Consider the following 23,657-nt stretch of genomic DNA (forward strand, 5'->3'; position numbering starts at 1 on the left):
AACACAGTGATTCGCCCGAAAAATGAATTTTCATAACAGCACGCCATAAGGCCAGTTTTGACGGACAACCTGTGCCGGCAGCAGTTGCAGCACATGCAGGGCAAATTCCATATCGCTCGGCTTGAGGGCACGCAGCGCATGCGCACGCAGCAGGGTTTGCAGCGCCTTGCCGAACATGGGCGGGTCGAGCATCTCGCCCTCGAACTTGATCGCGCCGCCCAGCAAGGCATCGGCCTCAATCGCGGCTTTCAGGATGCTGACTTTCTGCGTCACTTCAGTCGGCGACGGTGTGTAAGCGGTTTTACACAGATGAATATGGCCGGGGTGGATCACCTGCTTGCCGGTAAGCCCCATGGCCGCTTCCTTGCAGGCATGTTTGTACACCACGCGCGATTCGTTGTCGCCGTGCAGGTCCAGCCAGCGGCGCACATCATGCGGTTCGAGGAACTTTTCCGGCATGGCAATCGCGCCAATCAGCGTTTCAACGCCGCCGATCACGCCTTTACCGGCGATACGTGCCTCGAACATGAGCTGGTTCATGTAGAACTGCAGCTCGTCGATCCAGTTTTCCGGCGTAATGTGTATGCCCATCGCTTTTGAAAAGTCATGGATACCGAATACCACATGCTTCACCGTGTTGTACTGCATCAGATCCGGCGCGATCTTGAGCGATTTCGGGTGCTCGATGATCGGCTGTATGGTGATATTGGGATTCACGCTCAACAGGAAACTGGAAAGATCGCGCACTTCCGCCGCGCCGTAAGCCTCGCCTGCCTTGGCCAGCATCACCACATCGATGTACTCGCCCATGTCGCGCACCAGCTCCATATCAAGCTCGTATTCATCGGTGCGGAATGAGTTGGCACGAATCGCTACCGTCACGCGTTGATTCACCTTGCGCAGTACCGGCAGCTCCTGCCGCAGCAGGTCGCGGCTCATTTCCTTCTGCCGGCAGCCATCTTCAAGGTCGAAGATCAGTGTATGGGCATGGGTATAATGCGCATGTTTCTGCATGCGCGCCGAAGCCTGTTGCATATCCTCATAAATCCCCAGGCTGGGCGCGTATTTCACCGGCGGATAATACAGCTGGATACCGGGCCAGTAGTCGCCCAGCGCGCTTGCGTCCAGAGAGAGCGGTTCTTCGCCTATATGCATCATCATATTATTTAGTCCCCCAATCCGGGTTGAGTCTTACCAACCTTAATTTTTCCAGCATGGCATTGGCTGCTTCTGTCGCCGCTGCCGACCCTTTTTTCATCTTTTCTGACGAGTTGATCAAATCCCAGAACTCGTTATCCGGCAGTTCCAGCATGTCGTCAAACGCTTGCAGCTCACCCATGTTAAGCGAACCGAACTGCTCGTTCACAAAGTTCTGCAGCACGATATCCAGCTCCAGCATGCCGCGCCGGCAGCGCCAGGCAAAACGCCTTTGCTCTGCATCCCGTAAATTTTCAGCATTCAGCATAGCTCACTCCTATACAGCGGTAATCGAAATGGTTTTTTTGGCTTTCTTTTCTTTTGCCCGCTCGATTTTCAAATCCTTGATCTTGGCAATCGCCGCATTCGGGTTCAATTTTTTCGGGCACACATCCACACAATTCATGATGTTGTGACAGCGGTATAAACGATACGGGTCTTCCAGGTTCTCCAGGCGCTCAGCCTCAGCCTGGTCACGTGAATCCACAATGAAGCGGTAGGCCGCCATCAGGCCGGATGGTCCCACGAACTTATCCGGATTCCACCAGAAGCTGGGACAGGCCGTGGTACAGGCACCGCACATGATGCATTCATAAAGGCCATCGAGCTTGGCACGGTCTTCCGGGCTTTGCAGGCGTTCGGTTTCCGGCGGCGGATCGTTATTGATCAGGTACGGCTTGACCGAGTTATAGTGCTCGAAGAACTGCGTCATATCCACAACCAGGTCACGGATCACCGGCAAACCCGGCATCGGGCGCAGTACGACCGGCTGTTCCAGGTCCTGCAATTTGGTAGTGCAGGCCAGGCCATTCTTGCCGTTGATGTTCATGGCATCACTGCCGCACACACCCTCACGGCATGACTTACGCAATGACAGCGTATCATCCTGCTGCTTGATGCGGATCAGCGCGTCCAGCAGCATCTGGTCGCCTTCCTGCAGCTCTATGTCGTAGTCCTGCATGTAAGGCTTTTTGTCTTCATCTGGATTAAAGCGATATATAGAAAATTTCATGATCAATATGTCCTGGCTTTTGGCACAAATGGTTCTACAGTTAATGGTTGGAGGCGCACCGGTTTGTAAACCAGCTTGTGGCCATTTTTGTAATACAGCGAGTGTGCCAGCCAGTTTTCATCATCACGCCCGGAGAAATCCTCCCGCGCATGCGCGCCACGGCTCTCTTTGCGGTTATTGGCGGCATGCATGGTCGCTGCCGCGACATCGATCAGGTTATCCAACTCCAGCGCTTCCACCCGTGCCGTGTTGAACACTTTGCTCCTGTCGCTGATTTCAATGTGTTGCGCACGCTCCGCCACTTCATTAATCGCAGTGACGCCCTGCGCCAGCAGGTCAGGAAACCTGAACACGCCGCAGTGCGTCTGCATGGTTTTACGCATGGCGGCGCCAACATCCGCCACGCGCTCGCCGCCCTGCCGGCCTTCCAGCCGTGCCATACGTGCCAGCGTTTTGTCTGCCGCATCGGCAGGCAATGGCTTGTGTGCAGCGCTTGCGTTGATTTCGCTTACCATGCTGTCGCCCGCCGCTTTGCCGAACACCACCAGGTCAAGCAGCGAATTTGATCCCAGGCGATTGGCACCATGTACCGAAACACAGGCACATTCACCCACGGCATACAAACCTTTCACTTTTATCTCGACGCCATCGCTGTATTCCACGACCTGTCCATCCAGATTGGTAGGCACGCCGCCCATCATGTAGTGTGCAGTCGGAACGACCGGAATCGGTTTTTCCACCGGGTCAACGTTGGCAAAGGTTTTTGCGATCTCGCGGATGCCGGGCAGCCGCTTGCTGATCAAATCTTCACCCAGGTGATCCAGTTTTAGATAAACCGCATCCTTGTTTTTACCGATACCGCGTCCGGCCTTGATTTCAGTCGCGATTGCCCGCGAAACCACATCACGGCTCGCCAGGTCTTTGGCATTCGGCGCATAGCGCTCCATAAACCGTTCACCATTCGAGTTCACCAGGTAGCCGCCTTCGCCGCGTACACCTTCGGTAATCAACACCCCGGCATGCAGCACGCCGGTCGGGTGGAACTGCCAGAACTCCATATCCTGCAACGGCAGGCCGGCGCGGGTCACCATGCCCAGGCCGTCACCGGTATTGATAAAGGCATTGGTGCTGGCCTGGAAGATGCGTCCGGCACCGCCGGTAGCGAGCAAGGTGGTTTTAGCCTGTAGAATATGAATGTCGCCGGTTTCGATTTCCAGCGCGATCACGCCCAGCACATCGCCTTCCGCATCACGGATCAGGTCCAGCGCGAACCACTCCACAAAAAACTGCGTATTGGCGCGTATATTGCGCTGGTACAAAGTGTGCAGCATGGCGTGGCCGGTTCTGTCTGCCACCGCACAAGTACGCGAGATCGGTTTTTCGCCATAGTTCTGGGTCATGCCGCCGAATGGGCGCTGGAAAATCTTGCCGTTTTCCAGGCGGTCAAACGGCATGCCGAAATGCTCCAGTTCGATAATGGCTTTGGCAGCATTTTTGCACATGAATTCAATGGCATCCTGGTCGCCCAGGTAATCCGAGCCTTTGATGGTGTCATACATATGCCACAGCCAGTTATCGCCGGACACATTACCCAAAGCAGCGGCAATGCCGCCTTGCGCCGCTACGGTGTGTGAGCGGGTAGGAAATACTTTTGACAGTACCGCGACTTTAACGCCTGCCTCCGCCAGTTGCAGCGAGGCGCGCAGACCTGCGCCGCCGCCGCCTATGATTACCGCATCAAATTGGTGTTTTTGTATCGTCACAGTACTATATGCTCCATAAAATAACGCCGGCCCAGACCAGGTAAACGATCAGCAGCACATCTACCAGCACCTGCAAAACAGCGCGCAATCCAAGGTTGAATATGTAATCCTTGAAAACATCCCTGACCCCTAGCCACGCATGCATGACCAGGCTGATAAAAAACAGCAGCGTGAACACACGCCACCACCAGGGCGACATCAGTTCCAGCCAGTCCTGATAACCGGCAGGCTGGTTTAGCGCCACAAGCAGTGCAAAAACGGTCAGGTAAACCGCCATTGCCACTGCGGATAAGCGCTGCGCCAGCCACAGGCGCATTCCCGGGTATTTTTTCGTAAGCAGTTCTATCAACATGGTTTATCCGATACCCTTACCAGATCGCATAGGAAAATGCCACGACGGAAAGCACATCCAGGCACAGCACCAGCCGGCTGGACAGGCGCGCTTTCTGCAGGCTGGTCATCCAGTGGATATCCATCGCCAGATGCCTGAGCCCTGCGTAGAAATGATGGAAAAATGCACCGGACAATGCGATTAGCAACAGTTTTGCCAGCCAGTGCCGCAGCATTGCAGCCAACTCAAGGTAACTGGATTCACTCTGCACCGACATACCTAACGCCAGAATCAGCAGTGGCAGCACCAGGAACAGCACCATGCCGCTCATGCGATGCATGATGGAGATAATCGCGTTAACCGGCAGCCGGATCGTGAACAGATTCAGGTTCTTAGGCCGCTTGCGTGGTGACTGGGTCTGCATGGTCAGGCTGCCTCGGCCACAGCTTTTGAAACCCGCGCCAGCAGGCGCGGATCAAACGGCTTCGGGATAATGTACTCTCTGCCGAACTTGAGCGCTTTCAGATTGTAGGCGTCAAGCACCTCCTGCGGCACTGGCTCGCGTGCCAGGGCACTCAGTGCATGTGCAGCGGCGATTTTCATTTTGTCGGTAATCTGTTTTGCTTTGGCATCCAGCGCGCCGCGGAATAAATATGGAAAACACAGCGCGTTATTGACCTGGTTCGGAAAATCGCTGCGGCCGGTTGCCATCAGGATGTCATCACGAATCGCATGCGCCACGCTAGGCAGCACTTCCGGATCCGGGTTGGCCAGTGCAAAGATAATCGGGTTTTTCGCCATGCCTTTAATCAGGCTGGTATCTAGCGCATTCTTGGCTGAAACTCCGATAAACACATCCGCATTCTGCATGGCGGCCTCCAGCGTTGCTACGCCGCCCGGCGCAATGGCAAGTTCACGGTTGTTGTCGTGCAGGTCGGCACGGTCGGTATCCAGCACGCCGCTTCTATCTACCATGGTGATATCTGCTGCGCCCATCAGCTTAAGCAGCTTGGCACATGAACAGCCGGCGGCACCTGCGCCTAAAAATACAATCTTCGCGGTCGGCAGGTGTTTGCCCTGCAACTCCAGCGCATTGAGCAAAGCCGCTGCCACAATGACTGCCGTGCCATGCTGGTCGTCATGAAACACCGGGATGTCCAGGCGTTTTTTCAATTCGTTTTCAATATAAAAACAGTGCGGCGCGGCGATGTCTTCCAGGTTAATGCCGCCAAAAGTCGGCGCGATATTCACCACAGTCTCGATAAATTCGTCCGGGGTTCCGGCATTGATTTCAATATCAAACACATCAATACCGGCAAAACGTTTGAACAATACAGCCTTGCCTTCCATCACCGGCTTGCTGGCCAGTGCGCCCATATTGCCCAGACCCAGCACGGCGGTACCATCGGTAATCACCGCCACCAGGTTCCCTTTATTGGTATATTTATAAGCATTGGCCGGTTCGGCATGAATCTCGCGCACCGGCTCTGCAACACCCGGCGTATAAGCCAATGAAAGATCGTCCTGTGTGGCACAGGGCTTGGAAGACTCCACACTCAGCTTGCCGGGAATCGGATACTGGTGATAGTCAAGCGCACGTTTTTTCAGATCATCCATTTATCATCTTTCAATATCAGTCGTCACGATTCATTCGGGTCACTAACCGGGGCCTACTCAAGCTCGCTCAGGTAGTGATGGTCATCCGTCAGGCACAAACCCAGGCGCCACTCCATCGGTTTATCCCCATACGTATAAGAAACGCGTTCCACGCTTAACAATGGATAACCTTGCTTCAAGCCCAGCGCAACTGCGGCTTCCGCATTTGCGCCTATGGCTTTCAGCCGTTCTTCGGCGCGTATCATGCGAATACCGAACTGCGCTTCATACATGCTGTACATGGAACCGTTGCATTCTTCTACCTTTGCGCCATTCAGCCCTTTAAATGGCGCAGCAGGCACAATAATGTGGTCATAGATCAGCGGCCTGCCTGAAAATGTCAGCAGACGCTTCACCTCTATGGTCGCCGCCCCGGCCTTGATCTGCAGGGTTTTGGCGATATAGGCATCCGCTTTGGTTTTAACGCACGAAATGAATTCGTTCTGCAGCAGCTCCTTCTGGCCATTGACTGAAGTCAGGCGCAGGAACCTGAGCTTGATCACATCCGCACTATGGGTAGCTACAAAAGTACCCTTGCCCTGGCGGCGGATCAGGATATTCTCAGCGGCGAGGCTATCTATCGCCTTGCGCACCGTCCCCTGGCTAACCTTATAACGCGAGGCCAATTCAATTTCGCTTGGAATCACCTCACCCGGGCGCCACTCACCCGCAATCAGGCTTTGCGTAATCAGCACTTTGATCTGCTCATACAGCGGACGGTAACTCGGTGAAATCATCTGCTTATTCATTTTGATCTCTAATCCATTTAATTGAATCCGGCCAGAACACTCAAAATTCAGCCGTTGAGAATTTATAACACGACAATTAAATTAAGTCTAGTGTTTTATATCTTATATAAGACATAAGATTTATGTTGACATAAAAATAATTTGCTCTATATAATCGATTCAACATCACTACTTGAAGTCTTACGATATGGAACACCACATCCGCCCTAGACGCTCCATGCTATATGTACCAGGCTGCAACAAGCATTATCTTGACCGTGCGCGCACCCTTGCCGCCGACTCGGTCATTCTCGACCTGGGCGACCCCATACTGGTGGCAGCCAAGGAAGAATCGAGGGCCAATGTTGTTGAGGCCGTGCGGCAAGGCGGTTACGGCAACCGGGAAGTCGTCGTTCGCGTCAACAACCTGGATTCAGAGTGGGGGCAGGATGACATCAAGGCGGTTGCCGACATCGGTGCGGATGCGATTCTGTTCCCCAATATCGAATCTCGCGAAGACGTATTAAAGGCACAGCAATATCTTGATGATGCCGGCGGTAGCCACATGCCGATGATGGTGATGATAGAAAGCCCGATTGCGGTACTGAACTCAAAAGAGATCGCCGCTGCATCAGACCGCATCAACTGTATGGTGATGGCAACTTCAGACCTGATCTCGCAGCTGCATGCCCATGTCACCCACGAACGCATGGCAATCCTGACTTCGCTCTCCCTCGTCATCCTGGCAGCGCGCGCCTATGGCCGCGGTGTGATAGACGGCATCACCAGCGACTTTAAAAACATGCACTCTTTTGAATATGCCTGCCGCCTGGGCCGCGACATGGGTATGGATGGCAAATCACTGGTACACCCGGCGCAGATTGCCTACTGCAACGATGCCTACACGCCCAAAGTGGCCGAGATTGCAAATGCCAAGCTGATCATCAAGGCCTTGAAAGAAGCCAATGAAGAAGGCCGCGGCACCGTAGTTGTCAATGACAAACTGGTAGAAAACCACCACATCAAAGCTGCACAGCGCTTAATTAAACTGCACGAAGCGATCGTGGAGCTGGAAGAAGAATTCATCTAATGACAAACACTACGCAGACAGAACCCATGCAAACAGCATCCGGCAAAATCAACGCTGGCCGTTATTTTGAGAACTTCAGGCTGAATGAAGTCATCCAGCACGCCACGCCGCGCACGATTACGGCTGGCGATGCCGCGCTTTACATCGCGCTTGCGGGCAGCAGAAACCCGCTGCATTGCAGCGCGCCATTTGCACACGCCCTTGGCTACGCGAGCACCCCGATTGACGACCTGCTGGCATTCCACATCGCCTTCGGCAAAACCGTGCCTGACATCTCGGTGAATGCAGTTGCCAACCTGGGTTATGCCGATGTGCGTTTCCTGCAGCCGGTATTTGCGGGCGACACCCTGGCAACCTCAAGCACGGTCATTGGCTTGAAACAGAACTCCAGCGGTAAAAACGGCGTGGTCTATGTGCGATCAACCACCACTAACCAGAACCAGCAGCCTGTGCTGAGCTGGGTACGCTGGGTCATGGTACACAAAAAAGACCTGGCTGCACCGGCGCCGGAAACCGTCATCCCGGCACTTCCTGCCCATGTCAGCGCAGAAAACCTTTGCGTGCCGCAGCAATTCACCGCCCGCGGCTTTGAAACACGCGCCACCGGCGGCACATATTTCTGGGAAGACTACCAGGTGGGCGAACGTATCGACCACCCTGCCGGCATGACCATCAACGAAAGCGACCACGCGCTGGCAACGCGGCTCTACCAGAATAATGCACGCCTGCATTTTGACAACCACATGATGCAGTCATCAACTTTCGGCAAACGCCTGGTGTATGGCGGCATCGTCATCTCCGCATGCCGCACCTTGAGTCACGAAGGCCTGGAAAACGCACTGGCAATACTAGCCATCAATGCCGGCACGCACGCCAACCCTTGCTTTGCAGGTGACACGATTTACAGCTTCACCGAAGTGCTTGAACGCTGGGAGCTGCCAAACAGAAAAGATGCAGGCGCACTGCGCCTGCGCATGGTAGGCATCAAGAACGCCACGCCAGCCGAAATCGCCGAAATCAAGCCGGCCGGCAGCTACCACCCTAATGTAGTTTTAGACCTTGATTACACCGTATTAATGCCACGCAAAGGAAACCAATAAATGGCAGTGCATCCAAACCAAGCCCTTTTTGAAGGCGAAAAAACATTCCCGCTGATTCCGGCATGCGAACATTTTGCCGGCAGCGAAAAACTGATCCTGAAAGCACTGTCGCTGCAGGATACGATAGGCCCGGTGTTTGACATTACCTGCGACTGTGAAGATGGCGCGGCATCAGGCCAGGAGCGCGAGCACGCGGAAATGATCGTGCGCGTGCTGAACTCCGAAGCCAACAAGCACCGCATGGCCGGTGCGCGCATCCATGACCATACCCACCCAGCATGGAAACAGGATATCGACATCCTGGTAGGCGGTGCCGGCAAGGTATTGAGCTATATCACCATTCCCAAATGTACCGACATCGGTCAGGCCAGGGAAATGATTGCCTATATCCAGAAAATGGCGGTTTTTCATGGCATTGAGCGTGAAATCCCGGTGCATATCCTGATTGAAACCCATGGCGCTTTAAGGCAGGTGCATGAAATCGCTGCCCTGCCCTGGCTGCAGGTGCTGGACTTTGGCCTGATGGACTTTGTCAGTGCGCACCACGGCGCGATTCCGGCCGGTGCAATGCGCAGCCCAGGCCAGTTCGAACACCGCCTGCTGGCGCGCGCCAAGGCCGAAGTGGTCGCTGCCGCACTGGCTAACGGCGTGATTCCTGCCCATAACGTGACGCTCGACCTCAAAAACGTGGAAACGACGCGCAGCGATGCCAGCCGCGCCCGCAATGAATTCGGCTTTTTACGCATGTGGAGCATCTACCCCACCCAGATCCAGGCCATTGTCGATGCCATGAAACCGAATTACGACGAAGTGACGGATGCTGCCAATATCCTGCTTGCCGCCCAGCAGGCAGACTGGGGGCCGATCCAGTATGCAGGCGAACTGCATGACCGGGCGACTTATCGTTATTTCTGGGAAGTGCTGCAAAAAGCCAAACTCACCGGCGTTGCCATTCCAGAACAAGCCAATTCATCATTCTTCAGCTAACTATACTGACTAAACCCATATGACTACACTGACCTCCGCAGGCGCACGTTTCCGTGCTGCTTTAGCTGCTGAAAAGCCGCTGCAAATCATCGGCGCCATCAATGCCTACCACGCCTTGCTGGCAACCCAGACCGGCTATAAAGCCCTGTACCTGTCCGGCGGCGGTGTGGCGGCAGGCTCGCTGGGCATGCCGGACCTGGGCATCTCTACACTGGAAGATGTGCTGGTGGATGTGCGCCGGATCACCGACGTCACCGAGACACCACTGCTGGTCGACATCGACACCGGCTTTGGCGGCGCTTTCAACATCGCACGCAGCATCAAAAGCGTGATCAAGGCAGGTGCAGCAGCCGTGCATATTGAAGACCAGGTGCAGGCCAAGCGCTGCGGCCATCGCCCGAACAAGGCGATTGTGAGCCAGGCCGAGATGGTAGACCGCATCAAGGCCGCGGTGGACGCGAAGACCGACCCCGATTTTGTCATCATGGCGCGTACCGATGCGCTGGCGGTGGAAGGGCTGCAATCCGCGATTGACCGCGCCTGCGCCTGTGTCGAAGCCGGCGCCGACATGATATTCCCGGAAGCGATCACTGAGCTCGGCATGTACAAGCAGTTTGCAGAAGCGGTGAAAGTACCGATCCTGGCCAACATCACTGAATTTGGCGCGACCCCGTTATTCACCGTGAATGCATTGCGCAGTGTAGACGTCAGCATGGTGCTTTACCCGCTGTCGGCTTTCCGCGCCATGAACCAGGCCGCGCTCAAGGTATATGAAGCTGTGCGCAACGACGGCACACAGGCCAATGTAGTGAACCTGATGCAGACCCGCGCAGAGTTATACGAACATCTGGGCTACCACGGCTATGAACAGAAACTGGATGCACTTTTCAAGGGAGAAAAATAGTATGACAGCCAACATCCCATCCACTGATGCCCCAAAAAAGAAAAAAGGCGTAGCGCTGGCAGGTGTCGCTGCCGGCACCACTGCGATCTGTACCGTAGGCCACACCGGTAACGACCTGCATTACCGCGGTTACGATATCATCGAACTCGCCAAATACGCCACATTTGAAGAAGTGGCTTACCTGCTTATCCACGGTGAACTGCCCAATCAGACACAGCTTGCAGCCTACCATCAGAAACTGAAAAAGCTGCGCGGCCTACCTGAAGCCTTGAAAAAAGTACTGGAGCAGATTCCCGCCAACGCACACCCGATGGATGTGATGCGCACCGGCTGTTCCATGCTGGGCACGCTGGAGCCGGAAGCCGCCGACCGCAGCACCGAGGTGGCAAAAGACCTGGGCGACCGCCTGATCTCATGCTTCAGTTCCATATTGCTGTATTGGTATCACTACAGCCACAACAACAGACGCATCGATGTGGAAAGTGACGAAGATTCAATCGCTGCACACTTTCTGCACCTGCTGCACGGCAAAAAACCGTCAACCCTGCATATCCAGGCCATGAACACCTCGCTGGTACTGTATGCCGAGCACGAGTTCAATGCCTCAACCTTTACCGCGCGCGTGGTGGCGGGTACTTTATCCGATTTGTACTCATGCATCACAGGCGCCATTGGCGCTTTGCGCGGCCCCAAACACGGTGGTGCCAATGAAGCGGCCATGGAAATCATCGAACGTTACAAGAATGCAGATGAAGCTGAAGCCGACATCATGCAGCGCATGGCACGCAAGGAAATCATCATCGGTTTCGGGCATCCGGTGTATACCATTGCCGACCCGCGGAATGAATCGATTAAAGCCGTCAGCCGCAAGCTGTGCGAAGACAACGGCAACATGACCTTGTTTGATATTTCAGACCGCATTGAAACCACGATGTGGCGCGAGAAAAAAATGTTCCCCAACCTGGATTGGTACAGCGCATCCAGCTATCACATGATGGGCATCCCTACCGGCATGTTCACGCCGATTTTCGTGATCTCGCGCACTACGGGCTGGGTTGCGCATGCCATCGAACAGCGCATTGATAACAAGATCATCCGTCCGAATGCGGAATATACCGGCCCGGAAAATCGTCCGTATGTGCCTTTGAGTCAGCGTTAAAAAATCTATTAGCCACAGATGTAACCGTAAAGGTCATCACCGTTCCACTAAAGGGCTAAAGCCCTAAGTGGAAACGTGAAACGCTGATAAACACAGATTAAAAATCTAAACCAGAATTGATTTTAGGTTTTGCAGTTATCTGTGTTCATCTGTGGCTAATTTAAAAAACTTTTTATATTCTAAGAGCCTAACCATGTCATCTCACATCTCTAATGTCCGCCCCGCTCCCGATCAAGTGATCGTGGATATCGCCAACTATGTCGCTGATTATGAAATCAACAGCACTGAGGCGTTTGATACCGCCCGCAACTGTTTAATGGATACATTAGGCTGCGGTTTTGAAGCGCTGGATTATCCGGCCTGCACCAAATTATTAGGCCCGGTGATTGCCGGTACCGTGGTGCCGAATGGCGCGAAAGTGCCGGGCACGTCTTTCCAGCTAGACCCTATCCTTGCCGCATTCAACATCGGCGCCATGATCCGCTGGCTGGACTTTAATGACACCTGGCTCGCTGCGGAATGGGGTCACCCGTCCGACAACCTGGGCGGCATCCTGGCCGTGGCAGATTACATGTCACGCAAGAACGTGGCTGAAGGCAAAGCGCCGCTCACCGTTAAAGACGTACTCACCGCCATGATCAAGGCGCACGAGATCCAGGGCGTGCTGGCACTGGAAAACAGCTTTAACCGCGTCGGCCTTGACCATGTGATTTTAGTTAAAATTGCTTCTACAGCAGTGGTCACCAAACTATTGGGCGGCAACAAAGAAGACATCATCAATGCCGTTTCCAACGCATTTGTGGATGGTCAAAGCCTGCGTACCTATCGTCATAGTCCAAACACCGGTTCGCGCAAATCATGGGCGGCAGGCGATGCTACTTCACGTGCCGTGCGTCTGGCCTGGATGACCATGCAGGGAGAGATGGGCTACCCTTCTGCACTCACCGCCAAAACCTGGGGCTTTTACGATGTGCTGTTCAAAGGCAATGCGTTTAAATTTCAGCGCGGCTACGGCTCTTACGTGATGGAGCAAGTGCTGTTCAAGATTTCATTCCCGGCTGAGTTCCACGCGCAGACCGCAGTCGAGTGCGCCTTGCAGTTGAATAAACAGATTGGCAGCCGTTTGCAGACCATGGAACAGATCGCTGCGATTGATAAAATCGTCATCACCACGCATGAATCCGCAATCCGGATCATCGACAAAACCGGCCCGCTGGATAACCCGGCAGACCGCGACCACTGCATTCAATACATGACAGCCATCGGTTTGTTAAAAGGTAACCTGACCGCACAGGACTACGAAGATGCAGTTGCCGCCGACCCGCGTATTGATGCCATCCGCGACAAAATGGTATGCGTAGAAAAAGCGGAATACACCCGCGATTACCTGGATCCGGAAAAACGCTCGATTGCCAATGCAGTGCAGGTGTTTTTCAAAGACGGCACCAGCTCTGAAAATATCGCCGTGGAATATCCAATTGGCCACAGGCGCCGTCGCGGCGAAGGCATCCCGGAACTGGTCAAAAAATTCAAGATCAACCTGGCACGCCGCTTCAGCGACAAAAAACAGGCTGAAATCCTGGCCTTGTGCCTGGAGCAAAAAACGCTGGAAGCCATGCCAGTGAATGAGTTTGTGGATATGCTGGCAGTTTAGTTTCAACCAAGCGTAAAACAACAAGGGGTGCTTATGCACCCCTTGTTGTTTTAAATTTTCAATTCAACATTACGCGGCTGACAACAGGCTTTCATACGGAATATTCAATCCATCGTGAAGTTTTTTCGCCATACGTAAACTCAGTCCGCGCTTACGATTGAGCACCTCGGACACACGCCCGCTTGAACCGATAAATGGCTCCAGATCTTTTTGCGTAAGACCTTGCTGCTCCATCCTGAATTTAATTGCTTCTATAGGGTCTGCTGGGCTGATTGGATAATGTTTGTTCTCATAAGCCTCTATGAGCGTGACCAGCACCTCCATTTCATCTGCTTCAGCAGATGCCTCAGGCGCCTGATAAACGGATTCCAATCGCTTGAATGCTTCACGCAAGTCATCATCATTTCTGATAGGTTTAATATTCATTTACATTCTCCACATTTATTTGATCATACCGCGCATGGGTACCTAAAAACTTTACCCACACAATTCCAGCCTGATACTGCAGCTCGACTACAAGACGATACTTATTGCCGGCAATATTAAATACCACGCGATTATTGCCGCAAATACTGGCACTCCTGTATTGATATTTGATGTCTTGTGGTGTCTTCCAGTTCGCTTTCAAAGCCTCGTCATGCCAACTCTGCAAAGCACCTTTTGCATCCTGATATTCAGGATTGCTCCAAAACTTCACCAGCGTACTTTTCGCGATTACCCGCATCACCATCCTCCCACCATGGGAGATTTTAATGCATTAATCGCTGCTGTCAACATGAATAAATCACCGCTTAATCCTTATCCGGGTTTTAAGGTAAAATAGCGGATTATTTATTGCTGTTTGAAAGACCCGCTATGTCGCTTACTACGCTCAACGCATTATCCCCACTTGATGGCCGCTACCAATCAAAACTGGACGCATTACGTCCGTATTTCAGTGAATATGCACTGATCAAACACCGCGCATGGGTAGAAGTTGAGTGGCTTAAAGCACTGGCTGACGCGAAAGACCTTGCAGAAATTGCTGCATTCAGCCCGGAAACCATCCAGGAACTTGACGACGCCATCACCAACTTCAGCGAAGATGACGCTTCACAGGTCAAAGCGATCGAAGCGCGTACCAACCACGATGTAAAAGCGCTTGAATACTGGCTTAAGGAAAAATTCGACGGCAATCCGGAAATCAAAAAAGCCAGTGAGTTCATCCACTTTGCCTGCACGTCAGAAGACATCAACAACCTGTCACACGGCCTGATGCTGAAAACCGCACGTGACAGCGTCATGCTGCCGTTCCTGAATAACCTGGTTTCACGCATGAGCGAACTGGCAAAGGAACTTGCAGACCAGCCCATGCTGTCACGCACGCATGGCCAGACTGCATCGCCCACCACCATGGGTAAAGAACTTGCCAATGTGGTATACCGCCTGCAACGCCAGCAGAAACAACTGGCCGCCAATGAAATCCTGGGCAAGATCAACGGCGCAGTCGGCAACTTCAATGCACACCTGTCAGCCTACCCGCATTTTGACTGGGAAAGCTTTGCAAAAAGATTCGTGGAATCACTCGGCCTGACCTACAACCCGATGACCATTCAGATCGAGCCGCACGACTACATGGCAGAACTGTACGACACGCTGGCGCGCATCAACACCATCCTGATCGACATCAACCGCGACATCTGGGGCTATATTTCAGTAGGCTACTTCAAGCAAAAAGTAAAAGCCGGCGAAATCGGCTCATCCACCATGCCGCACAAAGTGAATCCGATCGACTTCGAAAACTCGGAAGGCAACCTGGGCTTGGCCAATGCAGTATTGCGCCACCTGGCTGAAAAGCTGCCGATCTCACGCTGGCAGCGCGACCTGACCGACTCCACCGTACTGCGCAACATGGGCGTGGCTTTCGGTTACACACTGCTCGGTTACGATTCATGCCTGCGCGGCCTGAACAAACTGGAAGTGAACCCGGCACGCCTGGCAGAAGACCTGGATAACAGCTGGGAAGTGCTGGCCGAACCAATCCAGACCGTGATGCGCCGCCATGGGATTGAAAACCCGTACGAACAGCTGAAAGAACTCACGCGCGGCAAAGGCGGCATCAACCAAGCCTCGCTGCATGCATTCATCAGCGGCTTGAATATTCCGGCTGATGCCAAACAATATCTGCTCGCATTAACGCCTGCAACTTATATCGGCAAGGCCTCAGAACTGGTAAACAGAATCTAAAATAATATATGGGGGGGCGTCACCCCCCTATCAGCACTGCCGATGTGTTATATACTTCCTGCTTCAAATAATAATTGATAGCAACGATATGGGCGCTGATAAAAGCAATCCTCGATTAGCTGTGCTGATTGATGCGGATAATACGTTTAACGTCATTCCGATTATTGATGAGTTGTTTGAAGAAATATCAAAGTTCGGCGATGCCAGCGTCAGGCGTATTTACGGTGACTGGACACAGCAGCAGTTAAGCAGATGGAAAGAAATACTGCCTAAGCATGCCATCCAACCTATGCAGCAATACGCCAATACCAAAGGCAAGAATGCTACCGATAGCGCACTGATTATTGACGCTATGGATTTGCTCTACACGGCACCTCTGGATGGTTTTTGTATTGTTTCAAGCGACAGCGATTTCACCAGACTTGCGATCCGCTTCCGTGAATCAGGCAAGCTGGTTTATGGATTTGGGGAACAAAAGACACCGGAATCCTTGAGAGCGGCATGCAATCAGTTCATCTATATTGAGATTCTGTCGCAGAATAAACTCGCCGACTCAACTCTGAATGAAACTGCTGCAAAGCCTGATAAATCCATCAATACCACAGAAATAAAAGCCGTAGCCGCACAAACTGGCGAAACCCCGCAGCTGACCCCTGTTATTAAGAAAACATCAAAACAGTTAGCAAGTGATACCAGACTGGTTTCGTTAATCAGGTCAGCCATTGAATCACTATCGGATGACGAGGGGTATGCAAACACCGGCGAAATCAAAAAGCACATTGTTAAAAATTATTCTGCTTTTGACTCACGCAACTATGGTTACGCAAAATTCAGCGAACTCATCGACACCATAGGGCTATTTGAGCTGGATGCCAAAAAACAACGCATTAAGGATAAAAGAAAGAAATGAACGAAATACTAGTCCTCTATTACTCTCAGGGCGGTGCCGTGCGCAGCATGGCACAGCTGATCGCACGCGGCGTTGAAAGCATCAACGGTGCAAAGGCGCGTATCCGTACCGTGCCCAAGGTATCGACCAATTGCGAAGCAACGGAACCGGATATTCCAGCCAGCGGCGATCCTTATGTAGAACTGCAGGACCTTGAAGAATGCATCGGTGTTGCACTCGGCAGCCCTACCCGTTTCGGCAACATGGCAGCGCCGATGAAATATTTCCTGGACGGCACGACTTCACTCTGGCTGAAAGGTACGCTCATTGGCAAGCCTGCCGCGGTATTCACTTCCACCGGCTCCATGCATGGCGGCAATGAAACCACGCTGCTCACCATGATGCTGCCTTTGATGCATCACGGCATGCTGATCGTCGGCTTGCCATATTCAGAACCGGCTTTATCGGCAACCGCGACCGGTGGCACGCCTTACGGCGCCAGCCACATCGGCGGTGCAATGGACGACAGGCCGATCAGCGAAGATGAAAAGCAGCTATGCCTGGCACTTGGCAGGCGCATTGCCGAAACCGCCCTGAAACTGGCGGCATGAGTTCATGATGAATCTAAGCCAGGAAGCCAGGAAATTTCTCCGCACCACCCGCAGCGGCATACTATCGACACATTCCGTACGTGCCGAGGGCTACCCGTTCGGTTCCGTTGCGCCGTTTGTACTGGATCACGATTGCCAGCCGATCATACTGATCAGCAATATCGCCGAACACACCAAAAACATCACAGCCAACCCAAAAGTCTCATTGCTGGTATTTGCGGGGGCTGAAGACCTGCAGGCGAATGCGAGGCTGACGCTGCTGGGTGAGGCCATCAGGATATTCAAAGATGCGGACGCTGACCTGCGCACGCGTTATCTGCGTTACCTGCCGCAGGCTGCTGGTTATTTTGATATGCATGATTTCTCGTTTTACCGCATTCATATTCACCAGGCACGTTACATAGGCGGCTTCGGCAAAATGTCGTGGCTTCCCGGCAGCGACCTGTTCGACAGCATCGCCAGCGCTGAATCGATGCTGGCAAAGCAGGAAACCGCAATCATCGAGCACATGAATGCTGACCATGCTGACAGCCTGCTCAACTACTGCAAACACTTTCATCAGCTTGATGCGACGCATGCGCAAATGCTGGGCATAGACTGTGATGGCTTTGATGTGAACGCCAGTGCCGGTGATATTTCTACCGTGCTGCGTTTTGATTTTGAGCAGCCGGTCTACGACGCCCAGTCCGCCAGGGCTGCGCTGGTCGCCATGGCAAAGGCTGCAAAATCATGAAAGAAAGATTGCAGCTGGGCGCATCCATCAGCCTCATCAGCCTGATTCTTCTGGCATTGGCATGGGAAACCGTACTGGCGCCGTTAAAACCGGGCGGTTCTTTGCTGATGTTAAAAACCGTACCGTTATTACTGCCGTTATTCGGCATACTGCGCGGCAAACGCTACACCTACCAGTGGTCCAGCATGTTCATACTGCTGTACTTTACCGAAGGCGTGGTTCGCGCATGGTCAGATACCGGGTTGTCAGCACAGCTTGCAGCAGCGGAAATCATCCTGTCAGTCACGTTTTTCAGCTGTGCAATATTTTATGCACGCCTTACCCGCAGATAAATTTATTGCTGCCGTCAAGTTTTTATTGGCGGCGCCGCGCCAAACCAGCGCTTCTTCCACTATAATTTAGCCATGAAAATTCTCTTAGTAGGTCACGTATGAACATACTGCTTTCCAATGACGACGGGTATTTCGCGCCTGGTCTGAATATTTTGGCAGAACACATTGGCAAATTTGCAGACATTACCGTGGTAGCCCCGGAAAGAAACCGCAGTGGCGCCAGCAACTCACTTACGCTGGATCGGCCGCTGAGCGTTAAAAAAGCCGCCAATGGCTTCTTCTACGTCAACGGCACCCCGACAGACTGTGTGCACATTGCACTCACGGGTTTGATGGAAACACTGCCGGATATGGTCATCAGCGGCATTAACGATGGCGCGAACATGGGTGATGACACAATTTACTCAGGTACAGTCGCCGCCGCGATGGAGGGCTACCTGCTGGGCATACCATCCATTGCCATTTCCATGTCGCAGCACAACTCCACGCACTTTGAAACCGCAGCGCGCATTGCGGTAGAACTCGTGCTGCATTACCAGAAGAACGGTTTCCAGTCCCCGACCTTACTGAACGTGAACGTGCCGGATTTGCCATATGACGCATTACAAGGCCGTGTTATCACACGCCTTGGCAAGCGCCACAAAGCCGAACCGGTCATCCAGCTCAAAACCCCGCGCAATGAAACCGTTTACTGGGTCGGTCCTGCCGGCCAGCCGAACGATGGCGGTGAAGGTACGGATTTCCACGCCGTGGCAAACAACAAGGTATCAATTTCCCCAATCCAGGTAGACTTGACCAACCATTCGCAACTTAATGACATTAAAGACTGGCTCAAAAGCTAACGGGCACCTTAATAAACTAGGTAATTCTCAAAGTGGCACTCATAAAATCATCACAAACCGGTATCGGCATGACATCACAGCGCACTCGCGATCGTATGCTATCGCGCCTGCGTGACCAGGGAATCAAGGACGAAATCGTACTGTCTGCAATCGGCAACACGCCGCGTCATATATTTGTAGATGAGGCGCTGTCGATTCGCGCTTATGAAGATGTTTCACTGCCTATCGGCTTTGGCCAGACCATTTCACAGCCTTACATCGTGGCGCGCATGTCTGAGTTGCTCCGAAACGGCCAGCCGATGCAGAAAGTGCTCGAAATCGGCACCGGCTGCGGCTACCAGACAGCGGTATTATCAAAGCTGGCCAAGGAAGTCTACTCTGTAGAACGGATTCGCCCCCTGGTCATGAAAGCGCGTGGCCACCTGCGCGAACTCAAATGCATCAACGTAAAACTGGCGCACGCAGACGGCAACATAGGCTTGAGCGAAATAGCCCCTTTTGACGCCATTCTGGTCACAGCAGCAGCCAGCCACATCCCGCAGGACCTGCTGGACCAGCTTGCAGTGCATGGTCGCCTGGTGATTCCTGTGGGCACCGATGACCAGGTTTTATACCTGGTTGAACGGGTATCGCAAACTGAATACCGCCAGACAAAACTGGAACCGGTCAAATTCGTGCCCCTGCTCGGCGGCACCAGTTAGGCATGTCGATTTCCCGTCACGCGCTTGCAGCGTTGCTCACATTGTCAGCCTTTGGCTGCAGCACAACACCGGCACCGGTCATCGACCGCACGCCCGCGGTAAAGCCAGCCGTTGCGAACAAACCAAACACCACCGTAAAAGCTCCGGTAAAACCTGCCAACGGCAAAAACGGCAGCGACTGGCGCCCTGATGTGCATACCGTAAAAAAAGGTGACACCCTGTTCAGCATCGGCCTGGAATATGGTTATTACTATAAAGACATCGCACGCGTTAACGATATTGAAGCACCGTATGTGATTAAAATTGGCCAGGTGCTTAAACTGGCAGATTTGAAAGATAAATCTGGCGCCGCAGAAACCAAAGCGGAGCCCGTGCAGGAAGAAGGTGTCATCACCTACCCGATCATTGCCGACAGCACGGCAAGCCCGCCCGTCACCACGACCGCCTCTGCACCCGCGGCAGTGACTGCAAACGCGGTCACTGTGATCAACGAACCGAAAGCGATCCGCGAACCCTATAGCGAAGCGGCCTTGAAAGCATCATTGCCGGCAGCAAAACCAGTCACCCTGCCGCCAGCCGCCGCCAAAGCCGATGTAAAGCCGGCCACCGAGGTGAAACCCGATGCAAAACTCGAGGCCAAGCCTGAACCGAAACCGGAAAGCAAGCCGGCAGCCGAGCCGGCGGGCAGCATCAACTGGGCCTGGCCGACCAAAGGCAAGGTCATTTCAGGTTTTAACGACGGCGGCAACAAAGGTATCGATATTGCCGGAAGCAAAGGACAGCCGATTCTGGCAGCAGCTCCCGGCAAAGTCATCTACAGCGGTTCTGACCTGCGCGGCTATGGCAAACTGGTCATTGTGAAGCATAATAATACTTACCTCTCGGTGTACGCCAACAATAGCACTATTCTAGTGAAAGAAGGCCAGCAGGTCAGTGCCGGCCAAAAGATTGCCGAAATGGGTGATACTGACAGTAACACTGTAAAGTTGCATTTTGAAATCCGCCAGCAGGGTAAGTCAGTCGACCCTGCCAAGTTTTTAGGCTCAAATTAAGAGACAAGGAATCTGATTATGGCCAAGAAGGATCTGAATAGATACAGCAAGAATGCCAACATCACCCCGGAAAGCCACCTCAGCTCGATATTTGCATTACTGCGGATGGCGCTGATGCTGGTAGGCATTTTTGGCATTACTTTTGAACTGTTCCGCGAAAACGGCTGGTTATCAAAGCTGCTGGGCAACATCATTGACTCAACGGCAAGCACGCTGCTGACTGTGGTTGCTCTGCTGGTGCTATGGCTGCTTAACCGCATGCTCAGTTCGCCCAGTAAATCCGAAACCAAACGGATCGGCGACGCACCGATGTATATCATGATGGCAATTGGTGCCTACTACTTATACAGGGTATTTACATTGGGCGGATTCTAGCCTGGCGGATTACGGGCGGCGTTTATTCCGATGAACCCCGTGCAATAAAAAAGCGGCTGAATAGCCGCTTTTTTACTCACTCAATCAACACCAATCAGTTAGATGTCTTTTTTGCCTGCTGTTTATAATATTCACGCACTGGCGTCATATCAAACTCACGTGCCCATTCAATCATCTTATCCAGGGCCGGTGCACCGATTTCGCCTACCTGCGCATGAATACCAGCCTGCTCGCGGATAATCAGGATACCCGGAATCTGGTTTACTTCGAAATACTCGCCAATCTCAGGGTCGGCTTCCGTATCTACCATTCCGAAAATGATATCCGGGTTTTTTTTGGCAGCCGCTTCAAAGGTAGGCGTAAATGCAACGCATGGATCACACCACTTCGCCCAGAAATCCACAATCACAAAAGGATTGTTTTCAATAGTCTCTTTAAAATTCGCTTTGGTAAGTGCTACAACTGCCATGATTTTGCCTTTAATTGAACGAAGCTAGCAGTTTATCAGAACCCTAATCTTTCGTTAAGTTTTGTATTAAATGGCATCCTTTACGCCCTGTCCCCAGCCCGCATCAAAAAACAATTCAGATAACGGTTTGCGTGAACGCGCTGCCGTTTCGCGGGCAAGTACATCACCGGTCAGGGTTGCGATGTCGGCAGGATAACCAACTGAAATCATCGCCATCAGGGAATACTGTTCCGGGATATTGAATTTTTCACGTGCCAGGTTGGCATCAAAGCCGCCCATCTGGTGCGCCATCAACCCCATGCTGCCGGCCTGCAGGCATAAGTTCTCAGCCGCTGCGCCGGTATCATATTGCGCCCAGCGGTTTGGTTTCTGGTTATGCCCGAACAGGCTGTCAGCACATGCGAGCAGCAGCACCGGCGCATCGGCCACCCATGACTGGTTGCCGGGTACCAGACAATCAAAAGCCTGCTGCCAGGCTTGCGGATCAGAGGCTTTGTTCCACACCACAAAACGCCAAGGCTGATCACCGAAACAGGAAGGCGCCCAGCGAGCCGCCTCCAGCAGCGCAACCACTTGGGCATGCGACACGCTTTTTGCAGCATCATAGGCACGTCCGCTCCAGCGGTTGGCGATAGTGTTATCAATGGAAACTTGGGTAATAGCAGGGTTATGCATGTATTCAGGCCTTTAAAAATGGGTAGTCAGTGTAACCTTTTTCAGCGCCGCCGTAAAAGGTGCTTGCATCCGCATCGTTCAGCGGCGCATCAGCCTTGAAACGCTCGACAAGATCCGGGTTTGCTATGAAAGGCACACCGTATGCAACCGCATCGGCATGTCCGCTGGCAATGGCAGCATTGCCACGCGCTTTGTCATAGGCAAGGTTTGCAATATAACCGCCTTTGAACAGCTTGCGCATGGCAGAAAAATCAAATGGTTCAGACTCGCCGCCGCCATGGATGCCGCCTTCGACCACATGCAGGTAAGCCAGGCCAAACCGGTTCAATGACTCCGCCACATAATTGAACAATGCCTGCGGGTTGCTATCCTTCATATCATTGAAAGGATTCACCGGAGACAGGCGCACCCCGACTTTATCGGCCCCCGCAACCGCGACAACAGCCTCGGTCACCTGCATCAGCAGGCGCGCACGGTTTTCAAAGCTGCCGCCATAATCGTCCGTGCGCTGATTGGTGCCGTCACGCAGGAACTGGTCCAGCAGGTAACCATTGGCCGCATGTATCTCTACGCCGTCAAAGCCTGCATCCAGCGCCGACCTGGTCGCGTGAACATAATCGGCGACAATGCCAGGCAGCTCATCAGCTGCCAGCGCACGCGGCTCGACATAATCCACAAGACCTTGATAGGTAAAGGCCTGTCCCGCAGGTTTGATTGCGGAAGGCGCGACCGGCAGCGCGTTATCCGGCAATAAACTCGGATGTGAGATACGCCCCACATGCCAGATCTGGAGCACGATCTTGCCGCCTTTGGCATGCACGGCTTCAGTGATTTTTTTCCAGCCGGCAACCTGCGCATCGGTATAGATGCCCGGTAACAATGGATACCCGTGCGCCATGGCAGAGATCGGCGTTGCTTCGGTAATGATCAGGCCGGCGGTTGCGCGCTGCTCATAGTAAGTCACATTGATCGGCTGGGGCACTCCACCCTCACCTGCCCGGTTACGCGTCAGCGGCGCCATTACAATACGGTTGCTCAAGCTGATCGAGCCTAATTTTGCATGGCTGAATAAATTCAATGTCATCAGTTACTCCTGGATAATGAGTGTAAATAATTTTGTTTTGTCGCCCGAATCAACCGTTTTTCCTGTTTAATCGAGTGAAATAATCTT

28 protein-coding genes are annotated in these 23,657 nt (G+C 53.0%); 15 read left to right on the top strand and 13 right to left on the bottom strand.

Going from position 1 to position 23,657, the window contains the following annotated elements:
* Positions 1–30: 30 nt before the first annotated feature.
* From GQ51_RS04445 to GQ51_RS04480, 8 genes are read right to left on the bottom strand one after another with little or no spacing between them, the layout of a single operon-like run.
* Positions 31–1,161 carry an HpcH/HpaI aldolase/citrate lyase family protein gene (locus tag GQ51_RS04445; protein ID WP_047550292.1) on the bottom strand — a complete coding sequence of 377 codons (1,131 nt, stop codon included), beginning with the start codon at positions 1,159–1,161 and terminating at the stop codon, positions 31–33.
* A 1-nt stretch (position 1,162) separates the two neighbouring features.
* Positions 1,163–1,465: an FAD assembly factor SdhE gene (locus GQ51_RS04450; RefSeq protein ID WP_047550293.1), complete on the bottom strand. Its 303-nt coding sequence runs from the start codon at positions 1,463–1,465 to the stop codon at positions 1,163–1,165.
* A 9-nt stretch (positions 1,466–1,474) separates the two neighbouring features.
* The gene (locus GQ51_RS04455) at positions 1,475–2,209 is read right to left on the bottom strand and encodes a succinate dehydrogenase iron-sulfur subunit (protein ID WP_047550295.1); all 735 of its coding nucleotides are present in this window, start codon (positions 2,207–2,209) and stop codon (positions 1,475–1,477) included.
* Positions 2,210–2,211: 2 nt separating this feature from the next.
* Complete coding sequence (gene sdhA / locus GQ51_RS04460) at positions 2,212–3,972, bottom strand: succinate dehydrogenase flavoprotein subunit (RefSeq protein ID WP_047550296.1); 1,761 nt, start codon at positions 3,970–3,972, stop codon at positions 2,212–2,214.
* Positions 3,973–3,976: 4 nt separating this feature from the next.
* Positions 3,977–4,324 carry a succinate dehydrogenase, hydrophobic membrane anchor protein gene (gene sdhD, locus GQ51_RS04465; RefSeq protein WP_047550298.1) on the bottom strand — a complete coding sequence of 116 codons (348 nt, stop codon included), beginning with the start codon at positions 4,322–4,324 and terminating at the stop codon, positions 3,977–3,979.
* Between the two features lie 16 nt (positions 4,325–4,340).
* Positions 4,341–4,727 (bottom strand): succinate dehydrogenase, cytochrome b556 subunit, encoded by a 387-nt coding sequence (sdhC, locus tag GQ51_RS04470; protein ID WP_047550300.1) that lies wholly within the window; start codon positions 4,725–4,727, stop codon positions 4,341–4,343.
* Between the two features lie 2 nt (positions 4,728–4,729).
* Complete coding sequence (locus tag GQ51_RS04475) at positions 4,730–5,920, bottom strand: malic enzyme-like NAD(P)-binding protein (protein ID WP_047550303.1); 1,191 nt, start codon at positions 5,918–5,920, stop codon at positions 4,730–4,732.
* Between the two features lie 53 nt (positions 5,921–5,973).
* A complete protein-coding gene (locus tag GQ51_RS04480) occupies positions 5,974–6,708 on the bottom strand; it encodes a GntR family transcriptional regulator (protein WP_047550306.1) in 735 nt (244 codons plus the stop codon).
* A gap of 187 nt (positions 6,709–6,895) precedes the next feature.
* On the opposite strand from GQ51_RS04480, the gene GQ51_RS04485 reads away from it, so the two are divergent.
* The 6 genes from GQ51_RS04485 (at position 6,896) to GQ51_RS04510 (ending at position 13,581) form a co-directional block, all read left to right on the top strand.
* On the top strand, positions 6,896–7,777 hold the full coding sequence (locus GQ51_RS04485) for an HpcH/HpaI aldolase/citrate lyase family protein (RefSeq protein ID WP_200884396.1): 882 nt from the start codon (positions 6,896–6,898) through the stop codon (positions 7,775–7,777).
* Positions 7,777–8,877, top strand: coding sequence for a MaoC family dehydratase (locus GQ51_RS04490; RefSeq protein WP_235276164.1), 1,101 nt, complete (start codon positions 7,777–7,779; stop codon positions 8,875–8,877). The genes GQ51_RS04485 and GQ51_RS04490 overlap by 1 nt, the downstream gene beginning before the upstream one ends.
* The gene (locus GQ51_RS04495) at positions 8,878–9,864 is read left to right on the top strand and encodes an HpcH/HpaI aldolase/citrate lyase family protein (protein ID WP_047550312.1); all 987 of its coding nucleotides are present in this window, start codon (positions 8,878–8,880) and stop codon (positions 9,862–9,864) included. It abuts the gene before it with no gap.
* A gap of 19 nt (positions 9,865–9,883) precedes the next feature.
* Complete coding sequence (prpB, locus tag GQ51_RS04500; protein WP_047550315.1) at positions 9,884–10,768, top strand: methylisocitrate lyase; 885 nt, start codon at positions 9,884–9,886, stop codon at positions 10,766–10,768.
* Position 10,769: 1 nt separating this feature from the next.
* Positions 10,770–11,927, top strand: coding sequence for a bifunctional 2-methylcitrate synthase/citrate synthase (prpC, locus tag GQ51_RS04505; RefSeq protein ID WP_047550318.1), 1,158 nt, complete (start codon positions 10,770–10,772; stop codon positions 11,925–11,927).
* 193 nt (positions 11,928–12,120) lie between these two features.
* A complete protein-coding gene (locus GQ51_RS04510; RefSeq protein ID WP_047550321.1) occupies positions 12,121–13,581 on the top strand; it encodes a bifunctional 2-methylcitrate dehydratase/aconitate hydratase in 1,461 nt (486 codons plus the stop codon).
* A gap of 69 nt (positions 13,582–13,650) precedes the next feature.
* Here the strand turns inward: GQ51_RS04510 and GQ51_RS04515 are convergent, their stop codons facing one another.
* Entirely contained in the window at positions 13,651–14,007 is a 357-nt protein-coding gene (locus GQ51_RS04515) for a helix-turn-helix domain-containing protein (RefSeq protein WP_047550324.1), read from the bottom strand.
* Positions 13,997–14,305, bottom strand: a complete 309-nt coding sequence (locus GQ51_RS04520) for a type II toxin-antitoxin system HigB family toxin (protein ID WP_047553860.1) — start codon at positions 14,303–14,305, stop codon at positions 13,997–13,999. Before GQ51_RS04520 ends, GQ51_RS04515 begins: the two co-directional genes overlap by 11 nt.
* A 131-nt stretch (positions 14,306–14,436) precedes the next feature.
* Here GQ51_RS04520 and purB point away from each other — a divergent pair, with 131 nt between their 5' ends.
* The 9 genes from purB (at position 14,437) to GQ51_RS04565 (ending at position 21,342) form a co-directional block, all read left to right on the top strand.
* The gene (gene purB, locus GQ51_RS04525) at positions 14,437–15,807 is read left to right on the top strand and encodes an adenylosuccinate lyase (RefSeq protein WP_047550327.1); all 1,371 of its coding nucleotides are present in this window, start codon (positions 14,437–14,439) and stop codon (positions 15,805–15,807) included.
* A gap of 88 nt (positions 15,808–15,895) precedes the next feature.
* The gene (locus GQ51_RS04530; RefSeq protein ID WP_047550329.1) at positions 15,896–16,717 is read left to right on the top strand and encodes an NYN domain-containing protein; all 822 of its coding nucleotides are present in this window, start codon (positions 15,896–15,898) and stop codon (positions 16,715–16,717) included.
* Complete coding sequence (wrbA, locus tag GQ51_RS04535; RefSeq protein ID WP_047550334.1) at positions 16,714–17,307, top strand: NAD(P)H:quinone oxidoreductase; 594 nt, start codon at positions 16,714–16,716, stop codon at positions 17,305–17,307. The genes GQ51_RS04530 and wrbA overlap by 4 nt, the downstream gene beginning before the upstream one ends.
* Positions 17,308–17,314: 7 nt before the next feature.
* The gene (locus GQ51_RS04540; RefSeq protein ID WP_047550337.1) at positions 17,315–18,040 is read left to right on the top strand and encodes a HugZ family pyridoxamine 5'-phosphate oxidase; all 726 of its coding nucleotides are present in this window, start codon (positions 17,315–17,317) and stop codon (positions 18,038–18,040) included.
* Positions 18,037–18,372, top strand: a complete 336-nt coding sequence (locus tag GQ51_RS04545; RefSeq protein WP_047550340.1) for a DUF2069 domain-containing protein — start codon at positions 18,037–18,039, stop codon at positions 18,370–18,372. The genes GQ51_RS04540 and GQ51_RS04545 overlap by 4 nt, the downstream gene beginning before the upstream one ends.
* Before the next feature lie 98 nt (positions 18,373–18,470).
* A complete protein-coding gene (gene surE, locus GQ51_RS04550) occupies positions 18,471–19,214 on the top strand; it encodes a 5'/3'-nucleotidase SurE (protein ID WP_047550343.1) in 744 nt (247 codons plus the stop codon).
* A 68-nt stretch (positions 19,215–19,282) separates the two neighbouring features.
* On the top strand, positions 19,283–19,915 hold the full coding sequence (locus GQ51_RS04555; protein ID WP_047550345.1) for a protein-L-isoaspartate(D-aspartate) O-methyltransferase: 633 nt from the start codon (positions 19,283–19,285) through the stop codon (positions 19,913–19,915).
* A 2-nt stretch (positions 19,916–19,917) separates the two neighbouring features.
* Positions 19,918–20,967, top strand: a complete 1,050-nt coding sequence (locus GQ51_RS04560) for a peptidoglycan DD-metalloendopeptidase family protein (protein ID WP_052177702.1) — start codon at positions 19,918–19,920, stop codon at positions 20,965–20,967.
* A gap of 18 nt (positions 20,968–20,985) precedes the next feature.
* Positions 20,986–21,342 (top strand): hypothetical protein, encoded by a 357-nt coding sequence (locus GQ51_RS04565; RefSeq protein ID WP_047550347.1) that lies wholly within the window; start codon positions 20,986–20,988, stop codon positions 21,340–21,342.
* A gap of 94 nt (positions 21,343–21,436) precedes the next feature.
* Here the strand turns inward: GQ51_RS04565 and GQ51_RS04570 are convergent, their stop codons facing one another.
* From GQ51_RS04570 to GQ51_RS04580, 3 genes are all read right to left on the bottom strand, one after another.
* Positions 21,437–21,811: a thioredoxin family protein gene (locus GQ51_RS04570; protein ID WP_047550350.1), complete on the bottom strand. Its 375-nt coding sequence runs from the start codon at positions 21,809–21,811 to the stop codon at positions 21,437–21,439.
* 66 nt (positions 21,812–21,877) lie between these two features.
* On the bottom strand, positions 21,878–22,486 hold the full coding sequence (locus GQ51_RS04575; RefSeq protein ID WP_047550353.1) for a nitroreductase family protein: 609 nt from the start codon (positions 22,484–22,486) through the stop codon (positions 21,878–21,880).
* A 4-nt stretch (positions 22,487–22,490) separates the two neighbouring features.
* Positions 22,491–23,570 (bottom strand): alkene reductase, encoded by a 1,080-nt coding sequence (locus tag GQ51_RS04580; RefSeq protein ID WP_047550356.1) that lies wholly within the window; start codon positions 23,568–23,570, stop codon positions 22,491–22,493.
* Positions 23,571–23,657: the final 87 nt, after the last annotated feature.

The sequence above is a fragment of the Methylotenera sp. G11 genome (assembly GCF_000799735.1).
Lineage (GTDB): Bacteria > Pseudomonadota > Gammaproteobacteria > Burkholderiales > Methylophilaceae > Methylotenera.